10 protein-coding genes are annotated in these 12,514 nt (G+C 35.2%); 6 read left to right on the forward strand and 4 right to left on the reverse strand.

Going from position 1 to position 12,514, the window contains the following annotated elements; all coding sequences use genetic code 11:
• Positions 1-87: 87 nt before the first annotated feature.
• Both ACF3OB_RS02535 and secDF read right to left on the reverse strand, forming a co-directional pair.
• Entirely contained in the window at positions 88-405 is a 318-nt protein-coding gene (locus ACF3OB_RS02535) for a hypothetical protein (protein ID WP_042344908.1), read from the reverse strand.
• A 442-nt stretch (positions 406-847) separates the two neighbouring features.
• A complete protein-coding gene (gene secDF / locus ACF3OB_RS02540) occupies positions 848-3,790 on the reverse strand; it encodes a protein translocase subunit SecDF (RefSeq protein ID WP_392448218.1) in 2,943 nt (980 codons plus the stop codon).
• Positions 3,791-4,260: 470 nt separating this feature from the next.
• Between secDF and ACF3OB_RS02545 the strand changes: the two genes are divergently transcribed.
• The 6 genes from ACF3OB_RS02545 (at position 4,261) to dnaB (ending at position 10,273) form a co-directional block, all read left to right on the forward strand.
• The gene (locus ACF3OB_RS02545; RefSeq protein WP_052461530.1) at positions 4,261-4,818 is read left to right on the forward strand and encodes a hypothetical protein; all 558 of its coding nucleotides are present in this window, start codon (positions 4,261-4,263) and stop codon (positions 4,816-4,818) included.
• A gap of 22 nt (positions 4,819-4,840) precedes the next feature.
• Positions 4,841-5,317 carry a hypothetical protein gene (locus ACF3OB_RS02550; protein ID WP_392448220.1) on the forward strand — a complete coding sequence of 159 codons (477 nt, stop codon included), beginning with the start codon at positions 4,841-4,843 and terminating at the stop codon, positions 5,315-5,317.
• Between the two features lie 20 nt (positions 5,318-5,337).
• Positions 5,338-7,011, forward strand: a complete 1,674-nt coding sequence (gene menD / locus ACF3OB_RS02555; protein ID WP_392448221.1) for a 2-succinyl-5-enolpyruvyl-6-hydroxy-3-cyclohexene-1-carboxylic-acid synthase — start codon at positions 5,338-5,340, stop codon at positions 7,009-7,011.
• 37 nt (positions 7,012-7,048) lie between these two features.
• Positions 7,049-7,393: a DUF2853 family protein gene (locus ACF3OB_RS02560; RefSeq protein WP_042007071.1), complete on the forward strand. Its 345-nt coding sequence runs from the start codon at positions 7,049-7,051 to the stop codon at positions 7,391-7,393.
• Between the two features lie 214 nt (positions 7,394-7,607).
• The gene (locus ACF3OB_RS02565; protein WP_042007074.1) at positions 7,608-8,561 is read left to right on the forward strand and encodes an acetyl-CoA carboxylase carboxyltransferase subunit alpha; all 954 of its coding nucleotides are present in this window, start codon (positions 7,608-7,610) and stop codon (positions 8,559-8,561) included.
• 158 nt (positions 8,562-8,719) lie between these two features.
• On the forward strand, positions 8,720-10,273 hold the full coding sequence (gene dnaB, locus ACF3OB_RS02570) for a replicative DNA helicase (RefSeq protein WP_392448223.1): 1,554 nt from the start codon (positions 8,720-8,722) through the stop codon (positions 10,271-10,273).
• A 187-nt stretch (positions 10,274-10,460) separates the two neighbouring features.
• On the opposite strand, the gene asnA is transcribed toward dnaB, so the two are convergent.
• Together asnA and ACF3OB_RS02580 are read right to left on the reverse strand one after the other, a co-directional pair.
• Positions 10,461-11,495, reverse strand: coding sequence for an aspartate--ammonia ligase (asnA, locus tag ACF3OB_RS02575; protein ID WP_042347588.1), 1,035 nt, complete (start codon positions 11,493-11,495; stop codon positions 10,461-10,463).
• Between the two features lie 21 nt (positions 11,496-11,516).
• Positions 11,517-12,302, reverse strand: a complete 786-nt coding sequence (locus ACF3OB_RS02580; RefSeq protein WP_095894234.1) for an alpha/beta hydrolase — start codon at positions 12,300-12,302, stop codon at positions 11,517-11,519.
• Positions 12,303-12,514 lie beyond the last annotated feature (212 nt).

The following is a 12,514-nucleotide window of genomic DNA, read 5'->3' on the forward strand; positions in this document are numbered from 1 at the left end:
TCTCGACCTCAGTTATTAATTCAAGGTGCAAATATAGACTATATTTTTGAATTATGAAGAAAAAAGTAACTTATTTTCAAAAAGCAGCTACATTTTGTCCATTCTGATGATTTTTATGACGCTAAAAGGTTTTCCTCCTCGTCCACATAAGTAGTGAAACTTGGTATGAAGATAACTTACTTTTACATGTAATCCATTGGTTTGAAACTGATTATCAAAACCATCCATAGCAAAATATATCCCATTAATTTCTATGAGCCAACCACAACCGTCCGATGCAGGATTTCCCATATCAACGATTTTTCCATTACTTATGATGATTCCTTCAGGATCATCCTCAATTTTACTACCACTACATCCGATGATCATCAACCATATAGATGCTAAAAATAAAATCTTTTTCATCACTTTATTATTTTTGAGTTCCTATTATAATGAATCTATCTCTACTTATTTAAAAAAAATAATCATTAAAAAGTAAATAAAATTAAATATAATGATTCTTTCGTTAAAAATTCATAAAAAGATTTATGCAAGAGATTTAACTTAATGATTTTCATATTTTTGGTACTTTGCCAAAGTCTTAAAAACTTTGGTAAAGTGCTTTGAGATAGTAATTTAAGCAAAATAAAAAGTCAAGACGAGTTCAATCTAAAACAAAAATACAGCACCGATTTAATCAAAAATCCGGAATATTTTCTTTCAAACACGCTTTTATTTTATAACATTTGTTATAAAATAACTCTTAACACTATCAATAGACTGCACAACACACCTACAAAGGTAATAAAAAAAGGAACTATAAACAATTTATAGCTCCTTTTTTGTAATAACCTCAAAAAATATATTAGCTTTCGCTTGTATTTTTCTTATCAAAATCTTTTTCCAAAGTATCGTAAATCATAGGTGCTGCTATGAATAGTGAAGAATAAGTACCTACAAGTACACCTACAATCATAGCGAACATAAATCCACGCAAGGATTCCCCACCAAAGATAAAGATAGTTACCAATACTGCCAAAGTAGTAATAGAGGTGTTTAACGTACGGCTAAGTGTACTGTTAAGTGCTACATTGATTTTGTCTTTGGTAAAATTAGGCTCTTTCATATACTCACGTATACGGTCATAGATAATCACCGTGTCATTGAGCGAATATCCTACCACAGTCAAGATGGCTGCAATGAAGGCTTGGTCAATCTCCATATTGAATGGCATAAAACTATATGTCAATGAGAAAATACCTAATACCAAAATCACGTCGTGTGCAGATGACGCTACTGTACCCACAGAGAATTGCCATCTTCTGAATCGGAATAGGATGTAGAGAGCAATCACAATTAGTGAACCAATAACTGACCAGTAAGCACTACTCTTAATGTCTTCTGCTATTGTTGGCCCTACTTTCATTGACTGAACGATACCAATAGCATCGGTCTCAGCATTCGAAAACTCTTCGTAGCTATATCCTGCTGGTAAAAATTTTTGCAATCCTTTGTGAAGCAGTTCTTGAATTTCATTATCTACCTGAGTGCTTTCTTCCTCTACCTTATATTTTGTAGAAACCTTAATCTGATTTGCTGCACCAAATGTTTTTACTTCAGTAGTTCCTAAGTACTGCTGTAATTCGGCAGCCACCTCCGAAGCTACAACTGGGTGTTCAAAACGAATCTGGTAGGTTCTACCTCCTACGAAATCAATACCTTGATTCAATCCTCGTGTAGATAAAGATATGATACTTACCAAAACAGCTATTCCAGAAACAATATATCCTATTTTACGTTTTCCTATAAAATTGATATTTACGTTTTTGAATAAGTTTTTAGTCAAATTTGTAGAGAAAGTAAGATCATGTTTTTTCTCTAAGCTATATTCAATCAAAATACGTGTGATAAAAATAGCCGTGAACAACGAAGTGATAATACCTATTAGTAAAGTAGTAGCGAAACCTTGGATAGGGCCACTTCCAAAGAATAATAAGATAATAGCAGTCAATCCTGTTGTAATATTCGCATCTAAAATGGAAGAAAGAGCATTATTGAAACCGTCTTGAACAGCTTGTGCTACTCCTTTCCCCTTAGCCAACTCTTCTTTTGCACGTTCAAAAATCAACACATTCGCATCGATAGCCATACCGATAGTCAATACGATACCCGCAATCCCAGGAAGAGTCAATACAGCCCCTAAACTTGCTAATACGCCAAAAACTAATAAGATATTCAAAATCAATGCAATATCTGCATAAACCCCTGCTCTTCCGTAATAGAAAATCATCCAAGCAAAGATAAAAATAGTAGCAATCAAAAACGAATTAAACCCGCTATCAATAGCCTCTTGTCCCAAAGATGGCCCAACTACTTCCGATTGAACGATATCAGCTCCAGCAGGTAATTTACCTGCACGAAGTACGTTAGCCAAGTCAATTGCTTCGTTTAAAGTGAAATTTCCTGTGATTTCAGAACGACCACCCGCAATAGCTCCATTAGTAACTCCTGGTGCTGAATAAACTATGTCATCCAACACAATAGCTATATTTCCTTGTTCCTTAAATGCTTTATCAGTAAGGTTTTCCCATATTCTCGCACCTTTACCATCCATCTGCATAGATACCGCAGGTTGGTTTCTCATATCAAAGGTTTGAGAAGCATCTGTAATTACGTTTCCTGTCAAGGATGCTACATTGTCTCGGTTACCTTTCAGAGCATATAACTCAATCACATCCGTATTTTTAGCTGGTTTTCCCCAAACGAATTTTACGAATTGTAAATTTGGTGGCAACAAACGTTTTGCGTCTGTTGATTTTAAATAACTATTTACTTTTGCTGTATCCTTAATACTTGCACCGAATAGCACTGGAGAACCCTCGTAAGTAGGTACAGGTTTCAGTAAATCAAACAAAGGATTGACTTGATTTACAGAGTCTTTCTTAACATCAGTAAGTAGTGAGTCAATCGCAGAAGTGGTTTCCGTAGCCTGTGGTTTGATAGTTGCTACCAACTGTTGATTTAAAGCCTCTAAATAAGGAAATACCTCTACGTTTTTAAATGTTTCCCAAAACTCCAGTTGAGCTGTACTTTGTAACAAAGTTTTAACACGGGTAACATCTTTGGCTCCTGGAAGTTCAATCAGGATACGCCCCGAAGTTCCTAAACGTTGAATATTAGGTTGTGAAACTCCAAACTTGTCGATACGTTTACGCAATACCTCAAAAGCTGAAGTGATAGACTCATCCACTTTGCGTTTAATTATTGGACGAACTTCATTATCAGGCATTTGTATGTTTATCTCATCGCTCAACGCTTTATTAGCGAAAACCTCAGGAGATGCCAATTTTCCACCATTATTTTGGTATGCCTCAAAAAACAAATCCAAATAAGTGCGGTCTGTTTTTACCAAAAGCTCATCAGCCTCAGCTAATGATTTGTTAAAAATAGGGTCTTTTGAATTGTTCGCCAACCCTTTTAAGATGTCTTTTACAGAAATTTGCAGGATTACGTTAATACCTCCTTTCAAGTCAAGACCTCTGTTGAGCTCTTTTTCTTTGACTTCACCGTAGGTGTATTTCGTAACACCGATGTTATACACCGATTGTCCTAACATAGAGTCTAAATACTGAGATTCAACTCTTTCGCGTTTAGAAACATAGTCCGTTTCTGAACTTAACACCTTTGCCTCAGCAAATGCTTTAGCCTTGTTCTCTACCCTATTCGCCACAAACGTAAATGAAAGCTGATACACGCTCACAAGTCCGAACAATAGTGCAAATAGTTTAATAAGTCCCTTGTTTTGCATTTTAAATATTAATTACTAATTCTTTTTTTCTTCAATCGGCAAATATATACATTTTGAGGAATATACCACCATATGTAGTTGTTAAAATTTTTAAGTTTTTTTTAGTAACAAAAGCTTTATTTTATAAGCAATTGATTTTCAAAGTTTTTCAGATTCTTTTTTAAAGATATCTTCTTTAATTTAGTTTTTCATATGTATTCTTTTTCTGAAGTTTGTTAATTTTTCATCTATTCGAGACAAATTATTTTAGTTATTATATGTGTAATCTTACTTATATATTTTTGAATATCAAAAAATTATACTGATTTTACGAATCATAAATAAGTCGATGTCAAGCAAAAAAACAGACAACAGAAAAGAATAGTATTGGCTTGAAAAGATATTGCACATTACTTGATTTTTTCATACCTTTGTGCGTCCTTTATACAAAAAAATTATCCTACGTACGAAAACTTAAAAATTATAAATATATGAAAACATTTATCTTACTGCCTTTCTGTTTTTTATGGCTTTTTTCTTGTACTCCAAAAGGAGAGTTGACTGCAAAAGACGCTCAGGAACTGATTATTGATCATTTGGAACAGCACCCTATTTTTGAGCAAGGTAAATTTGACACTTCAAAACAACGGATTGACTCGAAAAAACAGCGGGAACTACTCACCTCTTTAGAAAAGTTACAAGAAGAAGGATTGATTGAAATCAACAACGAAAAAACCCGAAAAAAATGGTTTACAAAAGACTCCATTTTTGTGGTAACAACAAACTTAACAAAAAAAGCATTGCCCTATGTAGTACAACAGAACAAAAACCATACGTTGGTTAAAACTATTCTATACAAACTCAATGAAAGTAAGGAAGTTGTGATTGAGAAAAAATCAGAGAAAAATGCTGTTTGTACCGTATTTTTAGATAAAGAAAAAACTCCATTTTACTACTTTGGAGATGATTCAACCCCAAAATCAGATTTTATCTCTCGAAAATTCAAACTGAAATTCAGTGAACAAGAAGGATGGAAAGTAGCTAAGTGATTAACATATTTATGATTTACGAATGAAAAATGCTATCATACTGACGCTCTTTCAAGCTATAAGTAGCCTTGTTTCAGGGGTTCTTATTTCACAAATGTCTTTTCTTGGACGCGTAGGAATCAGCTTGAAATACAGAGAATATCTCGTTTTCAAAACATGGTGGAAAACTGCTTTATTGATTTTTGCTGTGCATTTGGCTATCATTTTGTTACTTTACCTCTTGCGAAAACTGATCGGCTTTTGGGGAATGAAAATTGTAGTTGCCTTATTGTTTGCCTTGGGTGTGGCGGGTGTCTACTTGACTTATCAGGACTTCACAACCACAATGCACAAGGTAATGAAACAGAAATTTCATTTTGGGTTCTACTTATTTTGGCTAAATTGGTTTATCACTTGTTTCTATTTTCTATTGATGAAGAAACCGAAGATAAAACCATATAAGGAAAATCAACAGCTTCATACCTCTAAAGAAAGAAATCACCATACGATTGTCGAATAAAAAACAATATCAAAAAAATAATGAAATTACCCGCTATCAAACTTGCACAACATATCATCCAAGCATGTAAGACGAAAAACATACAGCACATAGTCATCTCACCAGGTTCACGTAATGCGCCTCTGACTATTGGCTTTTCCAACGATCCTTTTTTCACGTGTTACAGCATTGTTGATGAACGTTGTGCTGCGTTTTTTGCATTGGGAATTGCTCAACAGAAAAAACATCCTGTAGCAGTAGTTTGTACTTCAGGATCGGCTTTATTGAATTATTATCCTGCTGTAAGTGAGGCTTTTTACAGCAACATTCCTATGGTAGTAATTTCTGCTGACCGACCTTCAGACAAAATTGATATTGGTGACGGGCAAACCATACGCCAACAGAACGTATTGATGAACCACAGTGGCTATAACGCTAATTTATCGGATAAACAACATAGTGATGCGAGTAACATCTATGAACTGAACCGAGCTTTGAATACTGCGATTGCAGAACGATTGCCTGTACATATCAACGCTCCTTTTGAAGAGCCTCTCTATACAACCACCAACGAAATTTTTCCTTTCGAGAATTTTTCGGAGAGAGAACGTATTTATAGTACAACACCCGCTCAGAACAAAAATTTCATACAGGCGTGGAATCAGTCAAAAAAGAAAATGGTATTGGTTGGAGTTTTATCGCCAAACGAATTAGAAAATAGATATATAGAAAAATTGGCCGAAGACCCTTCTGTTCTGGTTTTAACAGAAACTACCTCGAATTTACATCACGAAAAATTTATTCCCTATATTGATAAATTACTAACTTATACGGAAAAAGATGAATCCCTAAAAGCAGATTTACAACCCGATTTTTTACTTACTTTTGGTGGATTAGTAGTGTCAAAAAAGATTAAACAATTCCTACGGAAATATCAGCCTAAATTTCATTATCACGTTGATAGATACAAAGGTTATGATTCATACTTTTGTCTGACCGATCATTTAAAAACAGATATAAATTCATTTTTTACGGACATATCGCTGGAATTAAAAACCATTTCATCGAATTATCAAAAACGTTGGACTACTGTAAATACGGAAATTCACAAACGTCATCTGGAATATATTAATCAAATTCCTTATTCTGACTTGAAGGTTTACAAAAAAATATTTGAAAACATTCCTGATAATCAAATGGTTCAATTAAGTAATAGCTCTACTGTTCGCTATGCTCAGCTATTTCGCTTAAACCCTTCTTGGCAAATTTTTTGTAATCGGGGAACGAGTGGTATTGATGGAAGTACTTCAACAGCCATCGGAGCTGCCATAGGAAGCCAGCAACCGACCCTGTTGATTACGGGAGATTTGAGTTTCTTCTACGATAGTAACGGGCTATGGAATCACTACGTTCCGAAAAATTTTCGTATCATTCTGATAAATAACCAAGGAGGAGGCATTTTCAGAATTCTTCCTGGGGACAAAAACGATAAGCATTTCGAAACTTATTTTGAAACTCCACATCAACTTACAGCCATGCATCTTTGTAAAATGTACGAATGGGACTATGACCAAGCTGACAATATCACTGATTTAACAAATAAACTACATATTTTATTTGAAAAATCAGACCGACCACGCCTGTTGGAAGTACACACACCACGCACTGAAAACGATAAAGTTTTGTTAAACTACTTTCAGGTATTAAAAAAATAGGCTAACTTCACACTTTAATTTATAAACATTGATTGATATGAGTAAAAGAGACGAACTTATTGAGGTTTACGCCAAAGATTTAAAAGAAAAGTGTGGAGTTACTCCCGATTTAGATTTTCTAAAAAAAGTGACCGTAGGATTAGGTCCTTCCATTTACAACGCGGATTCATCAACTGTTGCAGGTTCTGACCAAATGGAATTGGATCGCGTGAAGCAAAACTTTTTAATTAAAAAGTTAGGATTAAGCGACGGGCCTGAATTAGACAAAGCTATTGATTCAGTTATCGAAACTTACGGAAGATCCAACAAAACAAAGCATCGTGCTGTAGTTTACTATCTATTAGCGAAACACTTCAAGAAAGAATCTGTTTACAACAAGTAAACCCGATTAAATCAACGATTTTAAAAAACTGTCTTCGGGCAGTTTTTTTATTTATGTTGAGTTTTAAAAAATCTTTTTTTAATCATTAAACAACATTTTTTTACTGAAAATCAAGTTATTTTCTTTGCTTACAAAATATTTTTTTCAAAAAACGAATTATCTATACAAAAAATTTGTACTTTTGTCTGAATATAAATCAAAATAGACTAGTGATATGGAGTATTTAGATTTTGAACTGCCAATCAAAGAATTAGAAGAGCAAATGGAGAAATGTGCCATCATCGGTGACAAAAGCGATGTGGACATGACGGATGCTTGTAAAAAAATTGAAAAGAAACTCAACCAAGTTAAAAAAGAAATATACGGAAATTTAACCCCTTGGCAACGAGTACAGATTTCACGTCATCTGGACAGACCTTACACGCTTGATTATATCAATGCATTATGTGGGGATTCCTTTTTAGAACTTCACGGTGATCGTACTGTAAAAGACGATAAAGCAATGATAGGAGGATTTGGAAAAATCGAAGATCAAAGTTTCTTGTTCATAGGACAACAAAAAGGGGTAAATACAAAAATGCGACAATACCGAAATTTTGGTATGGCAAATCCTGAAGGATATCGGAAAGCATTGCGTTTGATGAAATCGGCTGAAAAATTTGGCATTCCCATTGTTTGTTTGGTTGACACACCTGGAGCTTTCCCTGGAATTGAAGCTGAAGAAAGAGGACAAGGCGAGGCTATTGCCCGTAACATATTGGAAATGTCACGATTGAAAGTACCTGTTATTGTATTTATCATCGGTGAGGGAGCCTCAGGAGGTGCTTTGGGAATTGGGATTGGAGACCGTGTGTATATGCTTGAAAACACTTGGTATTCAGTAATTTCGCCTGAATCGTGTTCTTCCATTTTATGGAGAAGTTGGGAATATAAAAAAGAAGCTGCCGAAGCTCTGAAGTTAACCGCTCCTGACATGAAAAAACTTAAATTGGTCGATGAAATCATCAGAGAACCATTGGGAGGAGCTCATCGCGATAGAGAAACTACCTTTTTGGCTGTTCGCAAAGTTATTTTAGAAACCTACAACGAACTGAAAAAGTTACCAACAGACAAACTTGTTCAAAAAAGAATGGATAAGTACTTGAATATGGGGGTTTTCAAAGAATAGGGATACAAATCTATTTAAAAATAACAAAAAAGGTAAGTGTTGATAATCAATACTTACCTTTTTTTAATGAAGCTTTTCAGACTTTATCAACAGCTTATTAACAAACGATGTTCATAGATCTCTCTTCTTTGAATTGTTTTTTTTTCTAATTTCGCACTATGAAAGATTTACAACCATATACAACCATACAAGAAACTTCACCTGTTTCTTCTTCAATCATTAATTTAGAACGTGGAAAAATCCCTCCACAAGACATTAGTATTGAGCAAGTTGTACTCGGTGCTATGATGATTGACAAAAAAGGAGTAGATGACGTTATTGACAAACTCACACCTGATGTTTTCTACAAAAAACAACATCAATTTATTTACCAAGCTATTTACGACCTTTTTCAACAATCGGAACCTATTGACTTATTAACAGTAGTGGAGCAGTTGCGTAAAAATGGTAATCTGGAGGCTGTAGGGGGAGAATATTACCTAATCCAATTGACACAACGAGTGTCTTCTTCGGCACATATTGAGTTTCACGCACGAATTATCATGCAGAAATTCATCCAACGTAGGTTGATTCAAATATCATCAGAAATTATTGAGGAGGCGTATGATGAAACCACCGATGTTTTTGATTTGTTGGATTCGGCAGAGTCTAAACTTTATGAAGTAGCTCAAGGGAATTTAAAACGGTCGAGCGAATCGGCAGGAGAGTTGGTAATCAAAGCGTTAAAGAAAATCCAAGACATATCCAACAAAACCGATGGATTTAGTGGTATTCCTTCGGGGTTTACTAAATTAGACCAACTTACATCGGGTTGGCAGGCAAGTGATTTAATTATCGTAGCCGCCCGTCCGGGGATGGGAAAAACAGCACTTACTCTGTCGATGGCTCGAAACATTGCTGTTGGTCAAGGTATTCCCGTAGCGTTCTTCTCGTTAGAAATGTCGTCGGTACAGCTAATCACACGTTTAATATCTTCGGAGACAAGCCTTCCGTCAGAAAAATTACGTACAGGAAAATTAGAGCCTCACGAGTGGCATGTATTGAGTACGCGTGTGAAAGATCTGGAAAAAGCTCCTTTGTATATTGATGATACACCGTCCATTTCGATTTTCGATTTACGAGCGAAAGCACGTCGTTTGTCGTCACAATATGGTATCAAATTGATTATCATTGACTATTTACAGCTGATGACCGCAGGTGGAGGCTCTAAAGGTGTCGGGAATCGTGAACAAGAAATTTCGACAATCTCACGAAACCTAAAAGCATTAGCTAAGGAATTGGACATTCCTGTGATTGCTCTGTCTCAATTATCGAGAAATGTGGAGGCTCGTCCTGGACATAAGCGTCCACAACTTTCGGATTTACGTGAATCGGGAGCTATTGAGCAAGATGCTGATATTGTATCTTTTATCTATCGACCTGAATATTATAAAATCATGGAATGGGACGATGAGGCACAGTCCTCAACCAAAGATCAAGGGGAGTTTATTGTAGCTAAACACCGCAATGGAGGATTGGAAAACATACGCTTAAAATTCTTAGGTCAATTTGGTAAGTTCGACAATTTAGATGATTTCGATACGTTTGGAGGAGGAATTCCTCAGGAAATAAGTTCACGAATAAATGATATTGACACATCAAAACTTCCGTCCGTGGAACAGGCTTTTGGAACACCTCCGCAAATCCCAAATGATGAAGATATCCCGTTTTAGGAAAGAGTTTATTCAAAAAACTTCGCCAATATTATTGCTTTTGAGCAGACAACTTTGGCGAAGTTTTTGTATAATTCGGATTCTTATGGTGTTTTGTACATTGGCTCCACTCCTATCGAAAATTTATAAAACAAAGAAACTATATTTGCAACATAACTTCACGACTCTGAGTAGAGACAAGCAAAACTTAGATTAATGGAATGTTGTGTTTCAAACATTCTTCCCTCATAGATTCTGGCCAAATACTTGCTTGAATTTCACCAATATGAGCTTTATGTAGCAAAAACATACATAGACGCGACTGTCCAATACCTCCTCCAATAGAAAAAGGTAATGAACCTTCAATCAATCGTTTGTGGAAATAAAGTTCCAATCGGTCTTCTTTTCCTTCCAATTTCAACTGATGTAGCAGAGCAGCTTTATCCACACGAATTCCCATTGAGGACACTTCAAACGGAAGTTCCAACACAGGATTCCATAAAATAATGTCACCATTTAATCCGGCTAATCCGTTTTCTATTGTACTCCAATCATCATAGTCTGGAGCTCGACCATCGTGTTTTTCGCCATGACTCAATTTATTACCAATACCCATAATAAATACGGCTTTGTATTCCTTTGCAATAGCTGCTTCGCGTTCTTTAGGTGTTAAATTTGGATATTTTTGTAATAATTCTTCGGAGTGAATAAAATGAATTTCAGGAGGTAAAATAGGCTTTATACTCGAAAAACTTTCGCATACTAAATACTCCGTACGTAGTAAAGTTGCATAAATTCTGCGAACAATATTTCTCAAAAAATCGGTGTTGCGTTGTCCTTCGGAAATAACCATCTCCCAGTCCCATTGGTCAACGTACAGGGAATGCAAGTTACCAAGTTCTTCATCGGCACGAATCGCATTCATGTCAGTATAGATACCGTATCCTTGTTCAATGCCGTAATCGGCTAACATTACTCTTTTCCATTTTGCTAATGAATGTACCACTTCGGCACGAACTTCATTCATATCTTTAATAGGAAAATTCACAGCTCGTTCCACACCGTTCAAATCGTCATTAAGCCCTGTACCTCGCAATACAAACAAGGGTGCTGTTACTCTACGAAGACGCAGTTCAGCCGAAAGGTTGGCTTGAAAAAAATCTTTAATTTTCTGGATTCCTAATTCCGTTTGTTGTAAATCAAGTGAAGGTCGATAGTTTGTAGGTTTAATTAAATAACTCATCAATTATTAGTTTTTATCTTATTATTTAGAAACAAAATCTAAGGCTTTTGGAAGCGATTCTTTCCAAAATTGCCAATTGTGTTTTCCTTTTCGACGAATATAATCGTGTGAAATACCTTTATTTGTAAGCATCTGGTGGAATAGATCGTTTGAATGGATAACTAAGGTATCTTCTGTACCACATTCCATTATATAGCGGGGTAGTTTTGTCAATTCCTCAGAATTTTTCTCATCTAAAATTGATTGAATAACAGGAATAGCTGTTAATAAAAAGCCTCCACTCATGGAATAAACTCCTCCAAATTTCTTGTGATGCTTAAATCCAAGATAAGTAGCCCCAAAACCTCCCATAGAAAGCCCTGCAATGTGTCTGTTGGATTTATTGTCTAAAATCCGATATTTTTTTTCGATAACGGGGATAAATTCTTCCATAAAAAAATCTTCGTATTGCATCTGTTCTGTGTTGTAGTAGAGTGAATTATATCCATTTGGACAAATAACTATCACCTCTGGAAGCCCTTCGGAAATAGCCTTATCAACAATATTTTTCAAATCACCATACGTTACCCAATGCTTATAATCTTGATTCATTCCATGCAAAAGGTACAATACAGGGTATTTTTTCGTAGTATTGGAAGCATAATGAGGAGGTAAATATACCGAATAGGGTTGCTGTCCACCTAAAATCGTACTAAATATAGACTGTGACATATCCACTTTGCTATCATTATCAATCTCAACAACAAGCTGTTCTTTTCGACACGAAACGCTGATGAATATCAACAATACGAAGTAAATGTATCTCATATCTAATAGTTTTTTCAGTTGCAAATATATCATATTTTTACTTTGTAATGGTAAAATCCTTGCAATTATTAATTGTAAATATCTATTACGGTTATTAATAAAAATGCCGTGACTTCCTGAAAAAATGTCATTCAGTGTTTAAACATTAAAAAGTATACGCAATTAAGTACTGAACTCAATAAATTATAAAAAAGGCTGACCTGTTTTTTTGG

Source organism: Capnocytophaga canis (genome assembly GCF_043187445.1).
Classification (GTDB): Bacteria; Bacteroidota; Bacteroidia; order Flavobacteriales; family Flavobacteriaceae; genus Capnocytophaga; species Capnocytophaga canis.

Bases quoted from the DNA above. Each gene is read 5' to 3' on its own strand.
- ACF3OB_RS02535 (WP_042344908.1), bottom strand. From the start codon at position 405: ATGAAAAAGATTTTATTTTTAGCATCTATATGGTTGATGATCATCGGA.
- secDF (WP_392448218.1), bottom strand. From the start codon at position 3,790: ATGCAAAACAAGGGACTTATTAAACTATTTGCACTATTGTTCGGACTT.
- ACF3OB_RS02545 (WP_052461530.1), top strand. From the start codon at position 4,261: ATGAAAACATTTATCTTACTGCCTTTCTGTTTTTTATGGCTTTTTTCT.
- ACF3OB_RS02550 (WP_392448220.1), top strand. From the start codon at position 4,841: ATGAAAAATGCTATCATACTGACGCTCTTTCAAGCTATAAGTAGCCTT.
- menD (WP_392448221.1), top strand. From the start codon at position 5,338: ATGAAATTACCCGCTATCAAACTTGCACAACATATCATCCAAGCATGT.
- ACF3OB_RS02560 (WP_042007071.1), top strand. From the start codon at position 7,049: ATGAGTAAAAGAGACGAACTTATTGAGGTTTACGCCAAAGATTTAAAA.
- ACF3OB_RS02565 (WP_042007074.1), top strand. From the start codon at position 7,608: ATGGAGTATTTAGATTTTGAACTGCCAATCAAAGAATTAGAAGAGCAA.
- dnaB (WP_392448223.1), top strand. From the start codon at position 8,720: ATGAAAGATTTACAACCATATACAACCATACAAGAAACTTCACCTGTT.
- asnA (WP_042347588.1), bottom strand. From the start codon at position 11,495: ATGAGTTATTTAATTAAACCTACAAACTATCGACCTTCACTTGATTTA.
- ACF3OB_RS02580 (WP_095894234.1), bottom strand. From the start codon at position 12,302: ATGAGATACATTTACTTCGTATTGTTGATATTCATCAGCGTTTCGTGT.